Below are 25,365 nucleotides of genomic sequence, written 5' to 3' on the forward strand. Positions count from 1 at the left end.
GGAATTAGGTGTTATATCGGTACGTAAGTGCTTTTCAGGCCTAATCTCTGACAAGGCCTGATGTGCCAGACTGCCGTTGCATTCACCGTTTTATGGCGGTTGACAGAGCCTCATTAAGAGCCGCAATTAGCTCAGGCGAAGTCGGCTCCAGATTTTTGGAAGCGTTCAGCAGCTCCTGAAGTGAAGAGATTTCCTTTGGCTCCACCTGGTTTGTTTCAGGTGCCGTTTTTTGCACTTCATCCAGTGTACGCTGTGCACCGTTATCCAGCACCAGCACCCCCCCGGCACGAATTTCTGAAATGGTGCGCAACGTATACATCAATTTATCCCAGACACGGCTACCAACCTCGAACCCGGAATCAGCTACTTTTTCTTCATTATGCTTTTGAAAAATTTCTTCTAACCAAGTGGTGAAGCGCTTTCCAAAAGTATTGGCGGCTAAAGAAGTGCAGGAATAAACCTGTTCGACCTGTTTTGTTCCATTTTTATCAGTGAATGTAATGAGACCGATTCGGCCACTGTTAACAGTGTAAAAGCGAGGTTGAAAGCCAGCTTTGAGAAGGTTTTCAATAGCTGAAAAAAAATCTTTTTTGAGCATCGGTTTCAAAATGGTTTTCCTTTTATGCCCGGTGCCGCCGGGGCGGTGGCGTTAAATATACGCCATGTAAGTAAATTAATTTATACCCATTTGATTGTCAATACAAACAAAAAAACAAACCATGTTTATTATTTTATCAACGATGCTATTTTAAAGTCCGTCTAAAATAAAAAACCAAAAAGTTAAATTTGAAGCCGTCCTTCCTAAATTCATTTCTTGCGCATATTAGCACCCTGCTTTAAGTAAATAATTTTTGAAAAAGTTGTCTGGAGGTTATTAGCTCGTGCATCTGGATTGGTAATATAAAGCCAACACAGAAAAGGAAAACAAAATGTATAAATTAGTATCTCCTCGTGAACTGACTGAGATTATTACCGGTTTACTGCTTAAACCTGAACTCCTTGGTGAGCTGGACTCACCAGAAAAGCATCGGATGTTTATGGCAGATTTAGGCCGCGTGGTGGCCGAACATTGTGGAGGTCTGGTAAACAGCGTCGTCTTGCCAGGAACAGAAGTTACAGTGTCGGATGGGTTACCGCTTAATGGCCAGCCGGTACGTTATCTCGGAATCAAAGAGAACATCCCTCACCTCCTTGTAGAGCCTGATGCTTCCTTACCTTCGCTCGCTAAAAACGTCTGGATGTATGCAGATCCTGAAGGCTGGAAAGAACATTTTGGAGCTGAGGAAGACTGCCTTACTCCTGAAATGATGCAGCTGTTCCGTAAAGGTATCCAGGCTCTTCAGAAAGAGCATGACACCCCTGAAATTAGCCTCACACTTCAGGACTGGCGCCTGGAGGAGGAAACACTGCCAGAAGAGGACAGTCAGGCCTATCAGGTCAGCGTTACCGGCCAACATAACATCCACTGTGAAGTTGTTAACAAGGAAGGTAACCCCTGTTTTGGTGTCATGTTCGAAATCGATCAGGGTGTGCCTGCCTTACACATCAACACCGGCGGGGATATGTTGCTCCACATTCATTGCGCCCATAACGGACTCGTTCTGACCCCTGATGCAAGCGGTCAGCGATTTGATAAGGCTCCCGTTGACCGCTTCTCTTATAACAGCCCATCCCTGCTGTTGTCTGCCGACTAACCAAGGCCAAATCTGAATTGTCCCGTTTAAGTAACCAACCCGCTGCCGCCAGGCGGGTAAATCCTCTTAATGGAGTTTTAATGCAAATCTCAACTGAAGTTCTGAACGTCTTATCTCGCTGCCGTGCTGAAGGGAACTTTCTTTTCCTGGCCGACCAGCTCGACCGCAGCATTTATGTTAAGACAAACAAAGTGCTCGAAGCCGCCGGTGGCAAATGGAACCGAAAAGAGCAGGCACATATTTTTACGGCGGATGCAGCTGAGCGTATCGAGCAAATCATTCTGACAGGTTCGGTTGACATCCCACGAGATCTGTTCAATTTCTTCCCTACACCTGAGAATTTAGTCACAGATATGGTTCTACGCGCTGAACCAGCTGCCGGGGAGCGTGTACTGGAGCCAGAGTTTGGTGATGGCCGCATTCTGAAAGCCTTAAAACTGGCGGCTCCGGATGCATTGATTACCGGGATCGAATTGAACGATGAGCGATTCCTTGCAGTGAAGAACGATAGTGTCCTTAGCACAGGAGTCGAGCTGGTGCATACCGACTTTCTTGGGTACCAGCCCGATGAAACTTTTGATGTTATCGTTATGAATCCACCATTCCTTAAACGCTCTGACGTTAAACATGTCATGCATGCCATCGCAATGCTCGCTAAGCGAGGTCGCTTACAGGCCATTCTGTCAGCTGGGGTATTGTTCCGGGAAGACACACTGACAAAAGCGCTCAGGGAGCGAGTCAAACAACTTGGCGGACAAATTTCGCCTCTTCCGGATGATACATTTAGGGAGTCCGGAACAAAGGTCAAAACAGCCCGCCTTGAAATTGATCTTCGCCGCTAACTGACAAGCAACCGGAAAGAAATCTTAATACGAGTAGCCGGTTAAAGTTACCTGACCGGCTTAACTGACTAAATCAATAAAGAGTGAACAGAAATGACGCATACTGCCGTTTCTCAGGCTAATAGTGCTTTGCAGCTACCCACGGTGGAGCATGTCTACGCTCTTCTGAAAGCAAATTGTAAACCTGACCGCTTTGACGGGCGTGACGGACCCGTGTGGGGCCAGGAATACTCGTGGAATCTGGCAAAAGATCGCTTACAGGATCTGGAGAAATACGGTAAGGCATATGTCTCCCGTCATGAAGACCGTATGGGGGAAGGATTTAGTTTTGGTCCTGACCTGTTAATTATTCGCTAACGCTCCTAATGCCTGATGATATGGTAAGCACAACTGGAAAAATATGTTTTCAAAGCCTATGACCACTTTCACACCAGAACGTATTGAACAAATTTTGGAATTTGCCGAGGGTAGTAACCCAAGCGAAGCAATGAGTCTCAGAGCTGACGAAGTTGCTGTACTGGCACGTATTGGAAAGGCAGTTATGTCGATTGCGCCTGTTTATCAGTGCGAGTTTTGCCACCATGACGCAACCGGGCAACTTCAGTGGCACTGGGAAGATGTGAACAAAGCTTTTTATGATAAATACGATCCAGACAGACGCGGAAGACGTCGAATCCTCTATACCGCCCCGCCGATGCCTTTAGTTTCGGCTGACCTGCTTAACATGGCTTCATCTGCTATTGAAGACTTGCTCACTAACAAAGACAGAAGTGGTGCGGGAATGTGGAATGACATTCCAGAACAGCTACGACGCGCAGCAGAACTGGTAATGGATAATAGCCGGGCCGCTGAAACAGAAGCGATGCTGATGCGTCTTTATGTAGAATGTGACACAGGTGAGCGCAGGGGCAACGGCACTCAATCTGGCGTAGCAATGCCTTCTTGGCAAACCGTTGAAGAGGCACGTGTGTTGCTAGGGGTGAAATGATGCAGTTCTCGCCAGGGCAGTTTGTAATTCACAACAAGAAGCGCCTTGCGGAACGAAGGTAGACGTACTGACTGAGGTTCACTCCCCTCTCGACTGGTGGCGTAATGCCGCCAGGTTTTGATTCATATATGCCGTCCGTTAACGCATTTATATCTGACATACCTAATTTATCCTGATTCTTTTTTACACAAAGTAAAAGCATCACTTAATGCGATATGTGGATGCCGATAGTTTCAGGCTAATGTTATAAGTTTTGCAATCGTTGCCAGTTTGGACACCACAGAAATGTCAGATGTAATTCCAAAAAGAAAGATTTCCGTCCTGAACGCACAATAAGGTTTGTCGAAAGGCAAATTATAGATTTGTAATTTCGAGCACCATATGGAGAAGTTTTTTATACTTTTACGAACATAGTGACCTTTAGGAAAAGCTTAAAATAACACCAAACCTAAAGGGGAATAAGAATGAAACATCTCGCTTTTATTACTGCTGTAGCCGGACTCGGTATGTCTGTTCAGGCCCCAGCTCAGATATATGAATCGGCCTTTAAAGACACGAACGGTATTGAGATCCACGCCCCGTCTTCTCGTCTTATGCTTAATCCGGCATCACCGGTAACTTTGACACTTATTTCAGGTCTTGATCGTTTCGTTAATGTCAAAGTCACGAAAGACACTGGAACTGTCATTCTTAATACTACGACTACACGGACGGGTGTATCAGACCGACTAACAGCTGCTGACGGTAGTGAGTTCTACGGCAAAAAAGTAACTTTGCCTGCTTTGGGTGAAGGCAAATTTGTCGTTCAGATAAACGTGTTAGATCTCAATCAGAAGCCTGTAGCGACCTATAACTATAACTGGCTAATTGATGTCACCCCTCCAGCGGCAAATGCTCTTACCGCTAATACTGGTTCTGGCTCTACCGCTGGTGACGTGTGGAAGCTTGGATTAGAGGCAACGGGGCAGTATGACTTCACCTCTTCGGGCGTAAGTGATGCAAATGGTATTGATAAGGGCCTAATATATATTTACAGGCAGGACGGTAGCCTCTACAGCACTACACAGATGCAGTATGACGTATCCGGCCAAAAGATGTACCACACTTACTCTAAGAATTCAGTTAAGGGAACCGGAATACCAGACAGCAACCTGGATGAAGACTTTACTGCAAAAGTTGTTATCTTCGATAACGCAGGTAATAGCCGAACGCTGCCAACTCAAAAATTTCGCTACGACAACACGCTGGGTGAGATGACACTGTGGGCCGTTCATGATCCAAATACGTCTTCCAGCGTCGTACCCGGGGTTTCTAATTATCCGGCTTACAAAGCCGGTATGGTCGTTAACGAAAACCCTATTCGATTAGTCTACCGGATCCCAAAATCTAACTACCGTGCTTATTCAGAAGGTGGGCTTCAGTTCATCAATCAATATTCCGCCCCCAAAGAGATAGCTGTAGACAGCACTTATGCTTATGTTGAAATGACTCTTCCCTATGGCTCAATTAATGGGGATATGGCTCGTATGGCGAACTTTGGCCAGTGGGGAGGGTATTATCCGTCATACAGCCTCGTTCTAAACCCATCTGCAAACCAAACGCCTGCATTTGCGGGTACCTGGGTAGATTTCCTCGATGATAAGGGGAACTGGGTTAAGTGGAAGGATTTTGAGAGTGTGGCTTCATCACGACTGCCAATTAAAATTTCCCGACTTCGTTTTAACGTTGAAGCCCGGCCCTTTGCACAAGAGATCGGCGGTAAGGCGACCTGCACCATTCCGGCAGGAAAAACCTCGTGTGAAGCGCCTGAGACGTTTGATATGGCCTTGGGTACCCAGGGCTACAATAGGATCCTTTACTTCGTTCGCAGCATCAGCAATCCCATTTTGCGGTCTGAGCAATGGATTATGACACGCTGGAACAATAAACAACTGCCGGTAATAAACTCGATATCATATGACGAGACTAACAAGCAGCTGGATGTACTGGCGTCACTTGAAGGCGATGGTAACTGGTTCGACTCGGTCTCATTGAGGGAATTTTATCTTTCCGATAAGAACACCGGTACCCGGATGTCACCCACAGGCGTAATCAAATCTCGTATCTCAGGTAACTACACGATTGCTTATGATTTATCCCGTCAGTCTGAAGGAAAATACAACGTTGAGGTCAACATCAGGGACTTCTTCCAGAACCAGACCAATAAAACTTTCGGAGAAATTGCTCTGGATAACACTCCTCCGACAGTGGCCATAACATTCGACGGAAAGCCGGTAAAAGACGATACGGTAGTGTACGGCCTGGAGAACCTCAGGATCGCTCTGGCAGATAATCTGACAACCCCGAGGATAACCCGTCTTCAGCTCGTAGGTGGCCCCACAGCTGATAACGTTGAGCTTACGTGGTCACCGGCAGGCAAAGATACATACATGCCTGAGTATCCGAGGCTGTTCCCAAATTTCGAACCATCTGAAAATTATTCAATTAGCGTAACAGTTGCCGATAGTCAGTCGAATACCAAAACCTATACTCAGAAGTTCAGTTATCTACCGAATAACCTTGTGCAGTTACATAATCTACGCACATTATCGGTCAGTTCGCCTCTCAAAACGACAGATGGCGTACCCCTTGCGTACCTGTCCACTAACGTTCTGCGTAAGACAAATGGAGAAATTGCTAAAGGGGTCCAGAACGCAACGCTGACTGTGCGGAAGGATGCAGCCTTCGGTATTAAATTTAACGGGGCACAGGCGGCTCCAGGTGAGTCAGTTGAGGTGCAAATAGATATGGGCCAGGGGGATAATCTTCTGTTACCCGTTTATCCTTCCGAAAATGGGAAAGTTGGCACCTCAGAATTCATGATTCAGATCGACGAGTTGAAGTAACTACCCGGAGCCGACAGTAAAACTGACGGCTTCAATTTTACTGCCCTCCTTGACTCCGATCAGCCAGTACGTCTTCAGAGATTCGCAAGGAAGAACCGAAAGAAAAGTTACTTTAATCGTACGTTTCCAGCGATGCTTTTAAAAGACAATGCACACTCGTTGATTACGACAATGGGAGTGAGTGTCGAAACCCTTGAGTAAGGATACCCGGTAAATATACAGCCCCGGGGATCCTCTTCCTTCAACCGGGGATGACAACGGTAGTGAGTCCGGCAACTCACTCCCGTTGTCACTTCTCTGACATATCGTCATACGAGCTTACTCAAGTGCATCCACAAAGATGGGATCGTTTTGAATCTAAACTGGTACTGGTTAGCCAGTCACTTGCATCTATTCCCCCGTCGATACTTAAGTGACAATTGTAGTGATCTGCAATACTGGTGTCTCAGAAACACTGACGACGGTAGAGACTCAATACCCTAACCCCTGACAACAGGAGTGAGCTTAGAGGTGTTACGCTGCTGTCACTTAATGCTTGGGAATTGCCTGACTCACAACCATTGTCATCCGGAGCTACTGATTAACGTTGAACCGCTGGACTTTAATGACAGTGGTAGTGATGGATAGGCTCATTTCCATTGTCGTCATTTTATCGGACAAGCCTCTTCGTCCTACAGGTTTAAGCTGACAATGGTAGTGATTGGATGATCTCACTACTGTTGTCACTCAGTTCTTTGAGCGGACCCTTCCCTCGGTTGGTCGGCATTAACAACGGTAGTGACTCGATTGGCTCACTGCCATTGTCATCGTGTAAATGACGTACCTTATCAGCTCAGCTGAAAGCAATGACAACGGAAGTGACTCTAATTGCTCACTGCCATTGTCGTCGTGTCTATTGAGAGCCTTATCAGTGCACCTGAAAAGCAATGACAACGGTAGTGATTCTAATGGCTCACTACCGTTGTCACCGTGTGTATTGAGAGGATGGTCCACTTAACTGGACGTCTATGACAATGGTAGTGACTTTAATAGCTCACTACCATTGTCGGCGTGTGAATTGAGAGGATGATCAGCTCAGCTGTACGGCCATGACAATAGTAATGACTTAATGAGCTCACTACCGTTGTCACCCTGTTAATTAAGAGGCTCATCTGCTCTTCTGGAAGGCTATGACAACGGAAGTGACTTGCTGGGCTCAGTGCCATTGTCGCCGTATGAATTGAGAGGATCATCCGCTCTTCTGGATGGCAATGACAACGGTAATGACTTAATAGGCTCACTACCGTTGTCATCCTGTAAGTTAAGAGGTTGATCTGCTCAACGGGACGACTATGACAACGGTAGTGACTTGCTGGGCTCACTACCATTGTCACCCTGTGAATTGAGAGGTAGATCCGCTTAACCAGACGTCCATGACAACGGTAGTGACTTTCTGGGCTCAATACCGTTGTCACCCTGTGATTTAAGAGGTTGACCCGCTCTACTGGACGGCCATGACAACGGTAGTCACTTTCTGGGCTCACTACCGTTGTCGCCACATAGAATGAGAGGAGCATCAGCTCAGCTGAACGGCAATGACTACAGTAATGAGCTGGATGAAGCATAACCATTGACATCTGGCCCAACCGGAAGCCGTATTCGCCAATCCAATCGAGATTCACAATGGCCGTGACTCGCCGCATTAAGTTCCGGTGTCCTCCCAAAGCTGAACGCACACTCGGAGGACAATGACAATGCCAGTAAGGTACACATCATTACCATTGTCACTATAGCTACCAGAGAAGCCGGGATTTGAATGTCGATGGTAGTGAGTGGGTCAACTCACTGCCATTGTCACCCCGTTACGATATTTTCCGTTGGATGTACTGGCCAATGAAGTAAAGCGTAGAAACCGGGTGTTAACAGGTGACTCAGGAGAAAGCGTTGAATTCGCAATCTCGATCTACATAGGGTGGTAGAGAACAATGACAACGGTAATGACTTTTGACTCATTACCGTTGACGTGAAAGAGCGGGCTGGGACTAACGAAAATCGAAGAAGTAATTTAGCACCCGGAGCCTGAACCGCCGGGTTAACTTTAGCTGGCGTTGCTGTTCTTTTTCTGGCTTCGAAGACTACGAATATAGCGCAGTTCTTCAGCGGTTAAATCATGGACGGTAAGAACATCATCGCCGTCTATCGGGTCAGCTGGTGGGCATAACTCACCTTCTAAAACAGAAGACCCTGAGTTCTCTTCTTCATCTTCAACCACTTCTAAAGGAGGCTGAGTATTGTTCAAATTCAGATCGGGATCCCGCTTATGAATCTGGAAGTATACTTTTCCGTCTTTCTTAATTTCGGTGTACTGGAGGTATCCTATCGATGCCAACTCTTCAAGAGCCTTTCTCACGGTAGCATTCTGACTATTTGCTCGTGTTTTGAGGTTCAGACGATTTTTCAGCCGAGTAAGGGATATCGGTATAGGATTTGGCGGTAATGACTCTATGAACGTATAGAGAGCCTGGGCGCTTTCCTTCTTGGCCAACTCCTTAATTGCCTTCAGCTGCATCAAAACCTTATGATCGTATTGATAGAGCTCGAAAATCTTAGGATCAACCTGAAGGACAACCTGATCTGATTCCGGGTCTAACAGGGCAGACTGTACCAGATGCGTTGTATAGACTTTGGACGAGTTATTACTGGTGAACGACAAGGTAACGGATGCTAACCTGCGTAAGGAGGCGTCTATACGTTTTCTGGACGCTGTAGATGAGCGATAATTTTCAGGCGTACATAGCTTGAGGAATTCAGTGAATTTTAAGCTTATCGTGTCATTGTTAATCGGATGATTGGCATAGGTTCGAATGATGCCCATCCACGTCTTAAAATCTACTGACATATCAAGACGCTCACCGACAATTGAAATATTGGTGAACCCCTCGCTCTCCATTAAAGAGAGCGTCTGTAACTCTTTCGTTGCGTCAAAGCCAACCGTTTTATATTCCCGATTTTGACGCCCCACACTCTTTGGTGATGGGACGAACAGCCCGAGCCGCATCAAAGCAATAGACTGCACCGTACGGTTGCTGTTAGGACGCAAAATGATGTCTTTACCTGATTCTTTCTCTCTAACAGAGAAAGCCCTGGTGACCAGGTCCTGCTGCTCAGTATCTTTCTCTTTAGTCATAATAAGTTATCACTGAATGTGTAAACAGATTGGTGAATAGTAAGCCCCAGCGAACTCTATGTCACTGGATGGATCATTGTGATGATCCATATCTGTGCATAAGTTCTACCTAAAAAAACGACTCCACTCATTAAAACTTGGCAAAAACTCTTTGCATACAATGACCTGCAACTCTTATCAACAACGGATCAGATCAAGTTAAAAAGATCTAATGAAAAGTCACTACTATTGTCGCTCTGATCACTACTGATGTCAAAAAACTCATTACCAACGTTATAATAATCACTACCAATGTCAAAATAATCACTACTGTTGTCACTGATCACGTCTCAGGCCTTGTGCCGTCTGGCCTGGAGGCAGCGGGGATCTCTTTTGATCTATCAGGAACACTAAGGTACTAATTATTGGAACTACCTTGTGGAAAATGGGGATAAATAAATGCTTAGTTCTTATACAGGTCTCAACTTGCCTCCCTGATAAAAACTGTCGTCAAAGCTAAATCACAGCCACAGGCATTTTCGGTGGATAAATTTTTGAGAAATAGAAGCATACATGCAGACTCGTGTCGCAAGTAATTGAAAGTAATAATTTATTTAAATAATGCGAGTCACCTTACCTTACAGTGGAAGTTTAAGTCTAACCTCACTACCATTGTCACTTAAAATCATTACCAACGTCGAAATAGTCTCTACCATTGTCTTTTAAGTCACTCCCGTTGTCACTTATGTCGCTACTGTTGTCAGTGACAATGCTCCAGCCCAGTAACCATGCGGCCTACAGCGTACCGGGATCTTCTTTGTACTCTCTGGCACCTTTGGGATCATTTATTGGATCTACATGAGGGATAAAATCTTTTGACGATTTCGTAGTGCAGTTATACCAGCGACTTAGCAAGACAAAAGCTGCAATTTAGTGACGAGTTACTAGTCTGCCCAACAAGAGCAATGCAGAGAAGATATGTGGTGAAATGACCATGGTAGTGAGTCTAATCACTACCATGGTCCGCAGTAAGCGTTACTTACGCAATGAACGTCGGACTGATTTGCAACAACATGGGCTACGGCGCATCAGAAGACGGCCGTTGTGCTTCAGCAAAACAGCCCTGCTTTATTTTAATTCTTCAATGTTAATCATGAACTCAGATCTGCCTGTAAGGCCGGATACAGCAGGGAAAATAGGAAAGCTACGGCTGTCCCCGAGCCCCAAATCCAGTTGAAGCTCTTTGCTTTCACCTGGCATCGCAGAAACACCATTTACAGTCACGCCGAATGCAGCGTCCTTACGGACAGTAAGCACTGCGTCCTGAAGCCCTGTAGCGATTGAACCATCCTTTTTACGCAGCTGGCTGGCATACAGAACAGCCAGAGGAGTATTGTCAGATGTTTTGAGAGAAGCATTGACAGCTAAGGTTTTCAGATTCTCTAGCCTGACGAGATTGTTTGGAAGGTAGTTAAATTCGACTGAGCTTTCTTTAACGTTGTTCATCTCATCTTTGGCCTGAACTGTGAGAGTGTATGTTTCGCCTTCATTAAGAGACGGAAAGATCTTGGGATAATTAGGTGCATACAGGTTGTTTCCCAGATTCACCCAAGACAATTCCACCGCATCAGAAACAGGGCCACCGCGAAGAGTCATACGGCTTAAGGATGGTTTAGTTAGAGCATCGGTGAGCTGTATACGGACGTTCTCCAGCCCATATACTGTTACGTTTTTGCTGATCGGTTTTCCTTCGTAGCTAATACTTACAGATGGTGCTGTATTATCAACGACAACAGTTTGATAAGGGAGGTTACCGGTATTGTTGAATGTATCTTGGGCATTAATTACCACGTTATAACTGCCTTCTGGTACCTCTTTCATGTTGAACTCATACGTGTAGTTCCCAGACGCCATATTTCTACCTGTTTGTTTGCCGGTTACGCTTATTTCTGCGTTGTTACGGTTTTTATCTGACAACCAAACTCGATTTACATAAACATGGTCGAAATATGAACCATCTCCAGGTTGATTCACGTAAACCTGGAGAATGTTGGTGGTTTCAATGTAATCAAATCCAGTGACGGAGGGACCCAGTGTATGCCAGGCTATATTCTCCCATATAGGGGCAAAGAAGGTTGCTTCGGTGGTTGACCTTACTTCATAGCCACTATGAAGATAGCCGGTAGTGCCATTTATAATATCCTGGGGCAAAGAGACGGTACAGGTTGTTGAGCCAGCTGGAATACTGCATGTTGCTCCGCCAGTGATTTTTTGATCATATGGCCTAGCCTGTACATTGAACCGGATATTAGTAAGTTTTATAGGCATATCAGATGCCTTGAACAGGTTCCAGTTTACGCTGTTGAACCATGTTCCATCAGCCTTTTGTCGTTCTATGGGTGAACTTCCCCAAGCCGGACTCTTTACAGAGGCAGGATCCCAGTTGAGCCAGCTGGCATACTGACCAAGATCTCCTCCAGACCATTGATATGTATTCACAGGTCTATAGTAGTTTCCATCTAAGGCACCCTGTGGCAGCTTAACTTCCACGTAGACATAGGTGGCATCTTCGGAAAGGACCTGTACTCCGCCATAGTTATTGGTAATGCTCATGCCACCATTTCGATATGGCTTCCAGTTAGTTCTTGGGATACGTATAACCAACTTGTAGGGGTTTTCCAGCACTGTAAGGCCTCGTTTAAACGGGACGTATCCCGAAGAAATGCCGGGTACAACACTGGTGCTTACACGTGAGTCATGAACTGCAAATGGCGTAAATTCTCCCATTTGATCGTCATATAAAAACCGCTGGGGAGGAATGTTAAGCGTATTTCCTGCCAGGTCCGTAACGATGAAATTGAAGGTGAATTCTTCATCAAGATCACTTGAGGGCATGCCAGCCTGGGTGTTCATATCTTTAATCCACGGATAGAACGCACGTTTATTGGCTGTGTCATAACTCAGGTTATTGTCGGAGACCACAGAACCATTACTTCGTTTAATGACAAGACGGATCTTGGCAATTCCACTAGCATCCTCAATACCGTCTGCAAATATAGAAAACTGGCCACTACCGCCTCGGCCCAACTCCCAAAGTGGCCCAGAAAGTACCATGTCGTAACCTGCGTTTTGACTCGGATAAATACTCTTATAGCGTGGAGGAGTTGTATCAACGATGAAATGATAAGTAGATGTGCTCACTACAGTCTGGCGAATATCCAGAGTTTCATTGACTACAGTAAAGGTCCCTTCTCCGAGCGCCGGTAGAACCATATCCTTTCCATAGTATTCTGTTCCATCGGCAGCAACGATACGATCTGCAACGCTCGTTTTGGTCGAGACGGAGGAATACATAACCTTTTTATCGCTGTCTCGTGTGACCGTCACTCGCTCGTACCGATCAAGACCCGATATCAAGTTCAGAGTCAAAACACCAGCGGGATTAAGATATGTTTGTGTTGCAGGCTTAATATTCCGAACAGCCTTATTGGTATCTGTAAATGAGTAGCTAAATACCTGAGCATGTGCCGAAGATACAGTAGCAAGGGCAGTTGCAACCATGCAGCCAATTAGAGTTTTACGCATATGATGCTCCGGGAATAGGTTATAGCCTTATTCTACGGATTCAGCCTACAAGGTCCGGTCGGATAAAGTGATAATTTGCCTGTTAAAAGAGACATCAAGTGAGAAAGCAACCAACGTACAGAATGCAAAATGGCGGCAGTGCATCTGGATGACGCAAAAGTAACTTTTTGTACCCACTTTTTTGGATTTTAGCCTTCAAAATGAGTATTCAACCAATCATAAAAGTAACTTTTGATAGACGCTGCTCCTTTATGTTTGCCAATTGTGCTGATATGTTTTTAAATTCAAGGAAGCGAGATTTTAAAAGCATCTGTTGAGTCAAATTTATGTAAAATAACAGGGTAACCATCACTTCTAGGTTGAGGAAACCCAATGTTATACATGCTCTTATGCTGTTTTCTGATGCTCAACAGTACATTCGTTATGTTCAGAGCAATGTCTGCAATAAGTAAAGGATCCGCTAAAGAAAACCGGTCTGAAATATCGCTGATAGTCCTAGCAACACTTGGAATTGCATCACCATTCATTGTCGCAATGATTACTATTAATGAAAGTATGACATCTAAAACAGTAACAGATTTTTCTTTGGGTGCTCAGTGGTCCGGAATGGTTTCAGCGGTAGCGCTAATGGGGTTATATGCTCGACGCGTTTGGAAAGAGAAGAAGTCCTTATTTACTGGCGCTTTCCTGGCCTCTTCCTTAATGGCCTTTATTTTTACTGACAGCCTTGTTTTCGTATCCCAGAAGGACACCGGCGTTCTGGCTACTTTCGTACTCGATAAAAACGCTGGAGATATTGATTGTAGTCGCCCGGCTATGATTGTCCATTACAGTAAAGGTGTTCCAACGGACTGGCGTTGCCCAACCAGTATCATGTTGATGGCGTATTCTTCATATCCTTTTTTACCTTGGCCTGAGTATAGCCATGGTACCAGCCAGTCTCTTACGGTTGTTATTGATACATTTATGGAAAACGCTGTTAATCTCAGTCAAAAATAATAAATAAACCTCTCTAGTGAGAGGTTTTATAAACCTGAGCCACCAATCTAATTAACTCTATATTTTTGTTTTAGCTTTTTTAAAGGTAGACTTACCGAATAAAACAGCAATTATAGAGCAAAGGCCTGGCGTTAGGACAAAAGCTAATAATGCACTGCCAAAACTTGTCATTTCAGGCACCACGAACCAGCTGATAGGCCACGTCAGGGCAGGTAAATTTAGCGGATCATAAAGCGCATGTAGAGCGCTTAACACACAGTAAAGTGCTAAAAAGCAAACTAGATAAACAACGATCCACATTTTAATTTGCTCAGCAATTTCAAATTTAGGACTGCCCATGCTTTACCTCAGTGGCTGAATATTGATGGTTAATATCTTTAATCACCCGTAAGCACTTAGTGCATACCTTAGTTCGATTTGTCTGCTTGTCCAGAGTGTATTTAACTTCAAGTTGACCTCCAGCATTAAGCAAAGTGAGCATCTCATCTTCTAACACGCTTCGGTAAATGGTCTTGTCCGAGAGTGTGCCCGGTAACGAGTACTCAACATAATTGTTTGAAACTCTTACCGATTTAGGGATTTTACCACTGAGCTGGATTTCATTCGTTGAAGGCATTACAGTTACTTTAATCACAGTTGCCGGTGACCAGAAATCCTGATAACGCACTTTATGAATTTTATCAGCTCTAAGGCCTAACCACACATTTCCGGCGATAAGAACAATAAGCAATCCATAAACTGATCGTCGAATGTTACGCCTTTTAATCACAATGTCCCCCATCCCTCAAATATCATTCTAAATAACTGCACCAGGATATCATGAGCGTAATTAAAAGAATTCTTCATAACCGGGGTTTTCAGTTGAGTTTGCGGACTCTTTACTTTGCGGTTTCTCGCCCTCTATTTGAGTATCCCTGACAGGTTTGGATTTACCCATGCTCCTCTGAAAGGTATCCATAACAAACTCAATATCTTCTTCTGGCAGGCTGGTGGGTTGGTTGCTCATAGGACTTCCTCTTGTTGAATACGTTCGGCGTACAGGATGCGAACCGAAACGGTCGTGTTTTCAAACTCGTTCTCAAAAACGTCCATCCATTCCGTCCGGAATTCTTCCCCCAGAAGGTTATCGAGCCCCTGAAGAGATAATGGAAGAACGGCTGCTAGAGATCCCCCGGCTGCGAGATGAGATGCAGCTGCCTGGAGATGCAGCCTGGCCCGGTTATCGGCAAAAGGTGGGTTCATCACGACATAATCAAACTTCTTCTGTTGATTAGACTTAGACCATGTGAGGAAGTCAGCTTCTGTCGTATCGTATCCCTTAGCCCGGGAGATAAGGCAATTCAAAGTATCAAGCTCGATGCCAGTAACGATCACACCGGCAGGGAATGATTTAAGCAAATCCGCATGGCCAATATTAGGCTCCAGGAGGGTATCCCCTTCCCCTGCACCGAGCAGGGAATATACATATTCGCTGATTCGGCAAGATGAAGGGTAAAACTGATGCGATACAATATCAGGCATCTCCCCTATCTGGCCGATGTAACGAATAACCTCACACGGATCATAGGAAAATGTCACATCGTATTTTGTTACTGTTGCCCCTAAGAACCGAAGGGTGTCAGCGGCAACACTCGAAGATTTGCGTTCGGCGAGAGACCCTAAAGATGTCCAGCAACTCCATTTATTGTCCCCGTCATTTTTAAACATTAGTTCAGAAAGCTGCATCCGGGTATCAAAGTCGATGCACTGCTTAAGTACAGGGAATGCCTCCAAAGATTTCTTGCTATGAGCCATGCGGTCGGCAGGTAATGCCAGCGGTACGATAGCTGATAAAATATTGTTAAGCCGCTCGGCGATATCAGGGTGGACGTCAATATGCATTGATCCATTTTTGTAAACCCTGAAACGAATACTGTTGCCATCGATGCAGATCCATTTTCTGAACCCCTCATGTTCGACCAACGCCTCAACCAATGATTTGGTGTTATGGATCGCCTTCACCTGTTCGCCACGGAAGAATGCGCATATAACGCGGAGCTCGCTCAGTGGTGAAATGCCAGACTCTTTAAAATCCACCCTTAATTTCTGCCAGGGGTATTTAGACGGCTCGCAAACTCCGGTAGTGATCATGCGGGTGGAGAACCCAAAAGCTTTGTTTGTCTTATGACTGCGGCTCAGAGACTGGAAGACGTCGTAAACCCTTTCTTTAATAAATTGATTGCGGTCATTAAGCAAAGCAACGACTGTGCCTACTACAGCGTCAGCTGTGAAATCAGGGATCACCTGAGGCGGCATAATATAGCGGTCGGCCGTAAACTGCTTATCCCATTCGTTACGTTTGGCATCCGACATGATAGGCAAAACATCAGTGAGTGCCATAACGCGTTTCCAGTATTCAGATCTCAGAGCGTTTTCCGCGAACAAGGCATCCGCTTCAGAGATACTGTGGTTGTAGCCTGAGAGATAAGAATAAAGTTTCTGGTGATTGTGGGTTTTGAACTGGACAGCCATGTGTTTCAACAAGCAGAGTTCATCATTATAGGACTCAACAAGATCCGCGATAATGCCGAGCTCTTTGCGCATATCTGGAAGAAATGTTTCAGAAGAGCTAACCACCAGGCTATGAGAGGTTGTTAAAGCCAGTACGCTGTGACCTGCATTATCGGGTTTAGCTTCAGAATCAAGAGATGACATTTTACCGGTCCTTTAGAAAAAACTTTTACCAGGATAGCAACGTCGCTCTGTAACCTAATAGGTTCAGTGACACGAAAAAGTTTTTTATGTCTCTGAATAAAACTTAAAGATGTCAACTCATAGAAAGAAGCAAAAAAAAAGCCCCGCATAAACGGGGCAAGAACGATACATGGAGGTTTAAAAAAGGCGGGCAAAAAGCCTGAATCCTTAATGACTCTGACAAAACCAACACTTTGCCAAAAGTAAATTATTCTGCGTCCGGCTGTGGGTCAGTATCCTGATCGGTCTCTTCCCCTGCCTTCTTAGCATTTTTTTTACGTGGGTATTTTGGCTTCTCACCATTAAGTTTTGCCTGACGATTCTCCGCACGGCGAAGCTGCTTGTTCTCTGATTCTGTGATCTCTTTTGAAAGATTTCTCAGCATCTCCAGAGTACTGCGGTTCAACGTAATGTTGATTTCTTCGTCAGCACTTGAATCTGTCATCTCCGGCAATTCAATATCCCCCAGTTTCTGTAATAAGCTGGTGGTGATGAGTTTGACGCCTTCTACGGCTTTTGTGGCAATAACCGGCGGAATCCGTGCTGGCTTGAAGTCTGAAGGTCTGACTCGTACCTGACCATGTTGGGTTTTTTTCACCGTGATGCCATTCGCATCGGCCTGCTCAAGTTCCGCGATCATCTTCTTGATACGTGAAATTGCTTCTGTTTCACCGAGCTCATCGATCAGTGAAAGCACGTTAACATACGAAATAGCGTCAGCATGAATCCATTTCTTGATAACAACAGAACAGGTTGTCAGGCGGATAAGAGAACTGATGGTCGTCGGGCTTTTATTTTCACGTTGAGCAATTCGTTCGAGTGACCAGCCAGCAAGAGAATGTAGGCGACGATAGGACTCGCCAAGCGCAACAGGAGAAAGCGCAAGACCACGGTTACCATCAATGGTCGCGAGCTCACAGCCAATTTCATCTTCTTTAATCTCAACGCAAAGGATTGTGATGTCATGATCTTCATCACATGCCATCATTGCGGCTTTTAAACGGCAGTGCCCCTGGCGAACAAAAGGTACCCCATCAATGACACGTACTCGGATAGGGTCTACATAGTCACCTCGAATGTAGGCATTCTTGATGTTGTAGATGTGTTCTTCAACCTCAGGGAGCTTATAGTAATCGTCACCCATTCCCATTTCGCGGGAGTTGAAGCCTGGCGTGACCTGAATTACTGAAGGGTGGATAGCCCATGCTTTCTGGTCACTTACTTCAGTACAAAGTTCAGGGTTTGCATCACGGAACTGTTTAAGCCCAGTGACGTAACGACCTGTGCCAGTAACTACTGAAAAGGCAACATGGGCCGTTTTAAAGACCTTGTCATTAGCTTGCTGTGTAGGTTCTGTCAGTAAAACACTCATAGGGGCTCCGTTACATTTTTCTGCTTACTTTCTGCGTAGCGGGGATACTACCGAAAAAAAAATCCATAATTTTTCGCAAAAAAGGTACTTTTTGAGCCTATTCTGATTTTTCACAAAAAAAGAGGGCTCCCCATTTCTTGTGATGGCATCAAAATCGCTTCATAAACAAAGACATAAATCCAAAACATAAAGTTCAGGTATCAGTGAGGAAAAATCTTATAAATCCGCAATGCTGAAAGTCAAAACTGTGCGTCTTAAACAACTTTTTTTTGCTCCCTAAGTTATTAGTTAAAGCCCGTGGTTAGGTACGATACCAGCACCTAAATTTCTCTCTCAGGTATAGACACTTTGACTCGACATCTCAGACACATGCCGATAATCAAATGGGCTGGTGGAAAAACGAAACTGATGCCTTTCATCAGCCATCACTACCCACACGATCATAGTTGCCGGTGGGTAGAACCCTTTATAGGCGGTGGTGCCGTTTTTCTGAACATGTTTGCACAAAATGCATTGCTTGCAGATAGCAATCCAGACTTGATCAACCTATACAGGACTATTCAAAGACAGAAAACTAACTTTATAAATCAGGTCCAAAACCTAGCGGATAAAACCTTTGTCGAAAAGGACTACTATGAGATGAGGGACCGTTTCAACAAAACCTGTATTTCTGGTCAACCGCTTCAAAGAGCGGCTTTGTTTTACTCCCTGAATCGCCTGGGCTATAACGGTATGTGCCGCTATAACTCAGAAAGAATCTATTCAGTGCCCTGGGGGAAACATACAGAACTGAAGCTTGACTTCAATAAAATAGACTACCTTTCATTTCGTCTTTCAGGTATTGAACTGATCACCGCTGGTTTTGAGGAGACTCTGGCCGCAACCGGCGAAGGAGATCAGATTTATTGTGATCCGCCATATGACAAAACAAGCAAAACTAGTTTTGTCAGTTACGATGGTAAACCGTTCAGCCAAAGCGACCACGTGCTGTTAGCAAATATGCTCGTTGACGCTCACAGAAAAGGCGCTGCTGTTGCGATATCAAATAGCCTGACACCATTCACTTTGGGCCTCTATGAAGAGCGTGGATTCGTCATACACAGACTCAGCGCTTACCGATCCGTAGGAAGTAAGCCAAATACACGGAAAACGGAAACAGAAATACTGGCCGTGCTGAAATAGAGTTAATTCTAATCAACGGGGCTAATCCATTCCTGAAAAGTTAATACCTCAGGGTGAGTTCGTTGAACATAAGGTATAAACTGAAGCTCTTCTATTCTCCGGTCGCCCCTCTTTCCTTCGCAAATAAATGAAATGAGTCCTTGCTGAGAAAGCCCAGTAAGGACGCTCATAAGTCTTATATTTAGAGTTTTAAGCTGTAAGTCGTTATTAATGTCCTCCACTTTATGAGAGCTCTGGCCTGAACGTTTAAGATACTCGTAAACCATGAAATTCGAATTTCGTCGTTTTAACAATTTTTCGGTTATGCATTCCTGAATGAAACCGCCAAGAGCATCTAAAAGCGGACTGAGAACTACCGGGAAAGTTAATGTGTAACTTTGAGAAGTTTTAGACAAAGTAAATGAATTTAGAAAGCTAAAGTTAAGTCTCTTTTTTGAATATGGAGCGTAAGCGACAAGAGTAGTTGACATAACAGTAAGTAAAGCTTCAAGATGTTCCACTGTTATTAATGTGGTTTTATCTGTATTTCTTAGATTATGGAAATCAATAAACGCTACTCTTGAACGGCTAAGCCAATCTTGTACTTTAATGTCGATAGAAAATTGCGATATATGATTTGAACATTCATTTTGGTTGATAGGGCATGCAGACGAAAGATGGTTATGGATTATCATGCATAGCACAAAAAAAGGAAATCGGCAGGCTGTGGGGCATTGAAAACCGGTTAAAGAAAGCTTAGACGTTTCATATGCGCTTACCGGAAAAGTAACTTTTCTTAACGTTGGCTTTGACGATGTTCTTGCATTTTTACAAATGAAACCGAGACCCAGATCATTGTGCATTTTAAAGTCCATCTCCATCATCACCTTTTAGCCTTAACTGTATGGTATTGGTATACAAAAAATTAAAAATTATAATTAATAAGATTATCATTTTTTTACTATTGAAAAGGTTGTGATAGAGGGGAATTTAAATGTAAAAGATTTATACTCGCAGATCTTTATGAGGGATAAAACCCATTGCGTAAGCAACAATATTACGTGAGTGAGTCCTAACGACAGTTTAAGTCTTGGCTCTATATTTAAGCAGTAAAACATTTAACTGTCTTGGAGTTTACTTAACTTAAAAACTGTTATTGCAGCATAATTTTTCGAATCAAAATCATAGAATTTTCTGACTTTTCCAGTCAAATGATAACGTTCACCCAATAAAATGTGATCCTGTTTATCGGCCGTTAAAGCGATCCCGTCATTTCTAACTTTACCAGTAAATGTAAAAAAATAACTCCCTTTACTTTTTGCGTACGCGGCCCTGACTTCAGTAAATGTTAGTTCAATGCTTATGACCTGGCCGATATTGTAGCTATGTTTTAAAATTTCTTGTTCATTTTCCGGAGTTTCAGACAACATCACATCAAAGGTTGTAAAGAAACAATCCAGCTGGCGTTCTGTCAAAAAACGGTTATTGTCTAGTTGCGCCAATATACTATTAGAAAACTTAGTGTTAGCCTTTTTTGCTTTCTCAATAAGTACGTGGTTTCTGGATTTCCATGCTTCGAGTGTTGGGTTAACACGCAGTTCCGGAATGTTATCGAGAAAGGTAATTGGCTCTAGTACCACTAATTTTTCAATAATGGGTCCAACTGTTTGCACCCCATGACACTTTTCACATACATCAGCCCCTTTGTGGCCTGTGCCCGCACATTCGTTACATTCTCTTTCGATAGGTGCATAATAATTTCCATCTCCGTTAAGGGATACATTCACTGAGGCTGGTACCATATGACCATCAAGAGTAAAGAAAAGAGATTTCATTTTCGAAACACCTCCAAACGTGCCTCTACGATTGCTACAGCTTCTTTCACAGTTTTTTCATAGTGGTCATGCCCTTCAGGAAATTGGTCAAAACGTTTACCGTGTTCTAACTCTTCCATGTTGCGTTTAAGGACTTCATGAGTTAGAAGCAAATCATTATAATTATCGATAAGAGTCAGCTTTATAGGTTTAATCACTCAACTAATCCTCGGTTTTTTATTCCTTAAGGAGATCTCGAATTTCCAGAAGCTCTTCTAATTTTGGTTTAGAAAGAATGATTGCTGTATTTTCGTCGTTAAGTAAAGACAATAAAATATTTAGCTTTTCATCATTCAAGATTATTTGAACACCATCATCAGAAAATATTACATTTTTACTATCAACATTTTTGAACAAGTGTGCACTATCTCTACCAAATTTTAGTTCTGTTTGAGTATTCGTTATAGATTCCGTATGTGTACTTTCCACAAGCTCAAGAAATTCAGATTTTAGCCGTTCTGTTTTCTTATGCGAGAGGCGCTTAATACCCAAAGTCTTACGTGTGACTGCCGAATTTTTCTTTTCTGGTCCGCCTTTATTTAAGGTGTCTGGTCCTGCTCCAGCTGCATTGTGTTCAGGTATGCCTACAATTTTGCTCGTTGTAGTCTCAATATTCTTAACGCCAGGTAAGAAACCTTCTATATGTTTTAAAACCATTTTGTGATCGTTGGAATATTTTAACATTATTTCAATGGCGAGCGTTTTTTTGATTAGATTTAGGCTAATCAAACGTTGAAGCTCTAATGGCATATCAAGGATTTTTAGCATATTACGAATTGCGGTAGTTGATCGTTGATATCGCATTGCTAGTTCTTCAACCGAATACCCGAGACTAACAGCATGAGCTAATGCATGAGCTTGCCCAACCGGATTTAGCCCATTGCTTCTGTTACCATCGAGGTTCTCAAGGTATTCTTCAATTTCGTTTTTATAATCGATTAAGATAACAGATAATTTTGGAATATTAGCACCTTCAGAAATTGCTAATTTTAAGCCATGAAAACGAGTATGACCTTGACGAACTAAATATTTACCTTTTCTTTTTACGACCTTGATCATATCAACCTGCCTTCCTTCCTTAAAGGCTTGTTTGATTGACACAATCATCGATTTGACAGGTTCTTGTTCGTAACACAAATCTCCGATTACCGCCTCTCGGGGATTAAATCCCTTTTCAATTTCAACTAGATTAGTATCCACTTCAATGACTGTATGTTTGCTGTTGTTCATATCTTCCTCCTGTTTACTACATGATACATGAACCTCAAATTTGCCAAATAGGGCTGATACATCTAAAAGGTAAACTCAAAAAATTTGCTTAATAAAATTAAAATAAAAACTGTCTTGAATAAAACAATGATAGTAAACCCACTTTCATTTCCGTTTGCGATCTGTAGATATTGATAAAGGAGCGCTATTCCTTGTTTTATATGGACTTATCATTGTTTTCAACAGGTTAGATCAATTCTTTAGATCACTAAAGATCAATAGAGTTCAAGTAAAGATCACGGCATCTTTAACTCATTGATTATAGTAACTTTATGAAAGGATCCGGCATTCGGATGCATGCGAAAAGCATTTGAATGAATAAGGAAGGCATTTACTGGAATGCTTATGGCATTTAGGTAAATGCGTAAAAAGCATTTGCAAGAATATGTTATAAACAGTTTGCCAAATGAAAATCTTATCACCGACGAGTTAAGTTAATGATTAAAAACAACGAGTTAATCCATCCTTTTGACGTAACCAGTAATGAATCAGGTAAGACTTATCAACTGACGCCTAACTCGTCCAAGTCGGTTCAGCCCGTGGCCCTGCTGAGATTGAGTGTATTTACCCCTGTCGGCACAAAAGAAAACCGCGACCGAAACTTTGAAGTTGATGCCTCTGATGAGCTTTCGTGTATGGAAATTGCAAGATCGGAGGGTTATGACGACATCAAGATAACTGGTGTCAAACTATCTATGTCTACCGACTTTAAGTGCTGGCTCGGGATCATCATGGCTTTCAGTAAATATGGTTTTACTTCCGAGAAGATTAGCCTGACTTTTAACGAGTTTGCGAAGATGTGTGGTATCAGTTCAACAAACATCAACAAACGAACTCGTGCGCGCTTTAAAGAGTCATTAATGAACCTTGCATCGGTAGTGCTTGCCTTCTCAGACTCTCGTAGTGGTCGGTTCACAGTAACGCATCTGGTGCAGAAGGCTATGATTGATCCAAAAAGCGATACTGTTGAGCTGGTTGGGGATCCTTCTATGTGGGAACTGTATCGTTACGACCATAAGACATTGTTAAGCCTTCAGGTTCTATACATTTTGGCTAAAAAAGAAGCTGCGCAATCTCTCTATATTTATTTTGAAGCAATGCCAGCTGGTACGTTGTTCGTTAATATGAAACGGTTGAGGGAAAGGTTGCTTCTTACAACCCCTATTCGTACGCAAAACCAGATAATTCGTAAAGCAATGCGGGAACTTGAATCTATCGGATATCTCGATTATCAAGAAGTTAAGAAAGGTCGCGACATACAATTTCAGATCTTCAAAAGAAGCCCTAAGCTGGCCCTTGCCAAACAAGGTTGAAAGCTATCTGGTATGCACTGGTTATAACCTGCTGAAAAATAAGTTATTTATCAGTGCTATGCTTAGTGCTTCTTTTACTACTGGTCTTACATCTCGGCTTAATGTGCAAAAAAGTAACTTTTCAAACGAACTCCTGACTATTCATCTGTATGCCTTTCTGACTCAAGCGTACATGCTAGCCCATTCATTAAATGCCGTTGAGCAAGATGGTTTCGTGCGCACTCTATTCACGTGAATGCCTTTTGTGGATTACGCCTCTTACATTCATACAAATGCTTTTGATGTCGGTATCCCAAAAATTCATTCATTGAAATGCTTTTGTTTGCCACTGTATCCCGAGCATAGCTATGCAGTGGTATAAAAAGGCATTTTGGTGAATGGCATTAGGTCGAATGACACACAGTTCAGCTTTGTTAAGAGCGAGAATGGTCCAAGACATCTATGACATTGGGCATCAGAAGGACTATGTGCTTGATATGAGATCAAAAAAATATCAGAAGCATCACAACTCCAATGGCATTCAAAGAAATGCCTTTGTTTTGTTAGTACACCAAACAACCCAAAATTCATGCAGTTATATCAAAGACTCATTCGCAAAAGGACTCAGCCAGAAAGCATTTGCTTAAATAGCATTGGCCAAAAGCATTCGAATGAATGATGTTCGTATGGACAAGACAAAGTCCCACTCACGCCCAGAGGTGTAAAAGGCATTTAGATGAATGACGCACCGGCCCGAGGATTGTATGTAGTTTCTCCAACTGATAGTTGCCGAACCAGGGAGCACAGTGATATGCGGCCTTCTCAGAATCAAGAGATAGATAATAAGGGAACAAAAAAGATTAGATATGAAGCTTAGTTACCTGCCCGATATCTAGTTAGAGCTTTTCAAACCATCAAAAGTGACTTTTATGCTTGAGGAGTCTCATCAGCTTCAGGATTGAGCTTAACGTAATCTTACCCCCTCCCCTCTTTCAAACTTTTACTAAGCGTTCACTGGTACCTTTCAAAGATTATGCTTTAGGCCCTTTGCTTAAAAATTCACCAATCGCTAAACGTTAAAAAAAGGGGGTTTATGCGAACGGAAGGATCGGAATAAAAAAGTATTATTCATTCGCGTTTACGTGAACTCAAATCTACACGGAGTAATTATGGAACTTTCTTTAAATATTGGCCTTAGTGAAAAGAAATCTAACACGGCTGCACTTTTTAAAACAAAAAGCGCAAAAGTGATTTTGTTTGTTCTGCTGACCGTGCTTTTTTGCGGTCTGGCATATGCGGGTTCAGATGATGGGGCACTGGGAGATATTTGGTCATACATGAGTGAAAGTATGACTGGAGCTCCGGGCAAAATTCTGGCAGCCGCGATGTTGATCTCAAGCGTATATTTCTCTGTCCTTAAGCCTAACCCGGGCCTGGCACTGGTTTCATTATTCATGATGCTGGTAATGGCCAACGGCGAGAAAATTATCAGCACCTTTATGGATGCTGGCGTACCGCTGTAATTT

General features: G+C 43.4%; 21 protein-coding genes. 9 read left to right on the forward strand and 12 right to left on the reverse strand.

Annotation, left to right across the window (positions count from 1 at the left end; all coding sequences use genetic code 11):
* Positions 1-82 precede the first annotated feature (82 nt).
* Positions 83-598: a hypothetical protein gene (locus tag V6E55_RS20325; protein ID WP_012695482.1), complete on the reverse strand. Its 516-nt coding sequence runs from the start codon at positions 596-598 to the stop codon at positions 83-85.
* A 331-nt stretch (positions 599-929) separates the two neighbouring features.
* Between V6E55_RS20325 and V6E55_RS20330 the strand changes: the two genes are divergently transcribed.
* The 5 genes from V6E55_RS20330 (at position 930) to V6E55_RS20350 (ending at position 6,409) form a co-directional block, all read left to right on the forward strand.
* Positions 930-1,694: a hypothetical protein gene (locus V6E55_RS20330; protein WP_000277498.1), complete on the forward strand. Its 765-nt coding sequence runs from the start codon at positions 930-932 to the stop codon at positions 1,692-1,694.
* Between the two features lie 80 nt (positions 1,695-1,774).
* Positions 1,775-2,536, forward strand: a complete 762-nt coding sequence (locus V6E55_RS20335) for a methyltransferase (RefSeq protein ID WP_001447802.1) — start codon at positions 1,775-1,777, stop codon at positions 2,534-2,536.
* Between the two features lie 93 nt (positions 2,537-2,629).
* Positions 2,630-2,893 (forward strand): hypothetical protein, encoded by a 264-nt coding sequence (locus tag V6E55_RS20340; RefSeq protein ID WP_000149862.1) that lies wholly within the window; start codon positions 2,630-2,632, stop codon positions 2,891-2,893.
* 43 nt (positions 2,894-2,936) lie between these two features.
* Positions 2,937-3,524 carry a hypothetical protein gene (locus V6E55_RS20345; RefSeq protein WP_000491820.1) on the forward strand — a complete coding sequence of 196 codons (588 nt, stop codon included), beginning with the start codon at positions 2,937-2,939 and terminating at the stop codon, positions 3,522-3,524.
* A 464-nt stretch (positions 3,525-3,988) separates the two neighbouring features.
* The gene (locus V6E55_RS20350) at positions 3,989-6,409 is read left to right on the forward strand and encodes an Ig-like domain-containing protein (protein ID WP_000681217.1); all 2,421 of its coding nucleotides are present in this window, start codon (positions 3,989-3,991) and stop codon (positions 6,407-6,409) included.
* A gap of 2,077 nt (positions 6,410-8,486) precedes the next feature.
* Here the strand turns inward: V6E55_RS20350 and repHI2 are convergent.
* Positions 8,487-9,575, reverse strand: a complete 1,089-nt coding sequence (gene repHI2 / locus V6E55_RS20355; RefSeq protein ID WP_000159528.1) for an IncHI-type plasmid replication initiator protein RepHI2 — start codon at positions 9,573-9,575, stop codon at positions 8,487-8,489.
* 1,107 nt (positions 9,576-10,682) lie between these two features.
* Positions 10,683-13,139 carry an Ig-like domain-containing protein gene (locus V6E55_RS20360; RefSeq protein ID WP_001232713.1) on the reverse strand — a complete coding sequence of 819 codons (2,457 nt, stop codon included), beginning with the start codon at positions 13,137-13,139 and terminating at the stop codon, positions 10,683-10,685.
* A gap of 372 nt (positions 13,140-13,511) precedes the next feature.
* On the opposite strand from V6E55_RS20360, the gene V6E55_RS20365 reads away from it, so the two are divergent.
* Positions 13,512-14,138, forward strand: a complete 627-nt coding sequence (locus tag V6E55_RS20365; protein ID WP_000966518.1) for a hypothetical protein — start codon at positions 13,512-13,514, stop codon at positions 14,136-14,138.
* Positions 14,139-14,195: 57 nt separating this feature from the next.
* Here V6E55_RS20365 and V6E55_RS20370 read toward each other — a convergent pair whose 3' ends face one another.
* From V6E55_RS20370 to V6E55_RS20390, 5 genes are all read right to left on the reverse strand, one after another.
* Positions 14,196-14,477: a hypothetical protein gene (locus V6E55_RS20370; RefSeq protein WP_000535423.1), complete on the reverse strand. Its 282-nt coding sequence runs from the start codon at positions 14,475-14,477 to the stop codon at positions 14,196-14,198.
* On the reverse strand, positions 14,464-14,907 hold the full coding sequence (locus tag V6E55_RS20375; RefSeq protein ID WP_001805248.1) for a hypothetical protein: 444 nt from the start codon (positions 14,905-14,907) through the stop codon (positions 14,464-14,466). The genes V6E55_RS20370 and V6E55_RS20375 overlap by 14 nt, the downstream gene beginning before the upstream one ends.
* 60 nt (positions 14,908-14,967) lie before the next feature.
* Complete coding sequence (locus tag V6E55_RS20380) at positions 14,968-15,144, reverse strand: hypothetical protein (protein ID WP_000070862.1); 177 nt, start codon at positions 15,142-15,144, stop codon at positions 14,968-14,970.
* On the reverse strand, positions 15,141-16,832 hold the full coding sequence (locus V6E55_RS20385; protein WP_000096325.1) for a DUF4942 domain-containing protein: 1,692 nt from the start codon (positions 16,830-16,832) through the stop codon (positions 15,141-15,143). The genes V6E55_RS20380 and V6E55_RS20385 overlap by 4 nt, the downstream gene beginning before the upstream one ends.
* A gap of 247 nt (positions 16,833-17,079) precedes the next feature.
* Positions 17,080-18,243, reverse strand: coding sequence for a hypothetical protein (locus tag V6E55_RS20390; protein ID WP_000114860.1), 1,164 nt, complete (start codon positions 18,241-18,243; stop codon positions 17,080-17,082).
* Positions 18,244-18,612: 369 nt separating this feature from the next.
* On the opposite strand from V6E55_RS20390, the gene V6E55_RS20395 reads away from it, so the two are divergent.
* Positions 18,613-19,425, forward strand: coding sequence for a DNA adenine methylase (locus V6E55_RS20395; protein ID WP_001121574.1), 813 nt, complete (start codon positions 18,613-18,615; stop codon positions 19,423-19,425).
* 8 nt (positions 19,426-19,433) lie between these two features.
* On the opposite strand, the gene V6E55_RS20400 is transcribed toward V6E55_RS20395, so the two are convergent.
* The 4 genes from V6E55_RS20400 to V6E55_RS20415 all read right to left on the reverse strand — a co-directional run bounded on the left by V6E55_RS20400 (position 19,434) and on the right by V6E55_RS20415 (position 22,508).
* Positions 19,434-20,288: a hypothetical protein gene (locus V6E55_RS20400; protein ID WP_000970401.1), complete on the reverse strand. Its 855-nt coding sequence runs from the start codon at positions 20,286-20,288 to the stop codon at positions 19,434-19,436.
* A 234-nt stretch (positions 20,289-20,522) separates the two neighbouring features.
* The gene (locus V6E55_RS20405) at positions 20,523-21,239 is read right to left on the reverse strand and encodes a zinc finger-like domain-containing protein (RefSeq protein ID WP_000838219.1); all 717 of its coding nucleotides are present in this window, start codon (positions 21,237-21,239) and stop codon (positions 20,523-20,525) included.
* On the reverse strand, positions 21,236-21,436 hold the full coding sequence (locus tag V6E55_RS20410) for a hypothetical protein (RefSeq protein WP_000594930.1): 201 nt from the start codon (positions 21,434-21,436) through the stop codon (positions 21,236-21,238). The genes V6E55_RS20405 and V6E55_RS20410 overlap by 4 nt, the downstream gene beginning before the upstream one ends.
* A gap of 19 nt (positions 21,437-21,455) precedes the next feature.
* Complete coding sequence (locus V6E55_RS20415) at positions 21,456-22,508, reverse strand: hypothetical protein (RefSeq protein ID WP_001065778.1); 1,053 nt, start codon at positions 22,506-22,508, stop codon at positions 21,456-21,458.
* Between the two features lie 476 nt (positions 22,509-22,984).
* Between V6E55_RS20415 and V6E55_RS20420 the strand changes: the two genes are divergently transcribed.
* Both V6E55_RS20420 and V6E55_RS20425 read left to right on the forward strand, forming a co-directional pair.
* Positions 22,985-23,860: a RepB family plasmid replication initiator protein gene (locus V6E55_RS20420; RefSeq protein ID WP_000594611.1), complete on the forward strand. Its 876-nt coding sequence runs from the start codon at positions 22,985-22,987 to the stop codon at positions 23,858-23,860.
* Positions 23,861-25,008: 1,148 nt separating this feature from the next.
* Positions 25,009-25,362, forward strand: coding sequence for a hypothetical protein (locus V6E55_RS20425; RefSeq protein WP_000423602.1), 354 nt, complete (start codon positions 25,009-25,011; stop codon positions 25,360-25,362).
* The last annotated feature ends 3 nt before the right edge of the window (positions 25,363-25,365 follow it).

This window comes from Enterobacter sp. 342 (genome assembly GCF_036663495.1).
Classification (GTDB): Bacteria; Pseudomonadota; Gammaproteobacteria; order Enterobacterales; family Enterobacteriaceae; genus Enterobacter.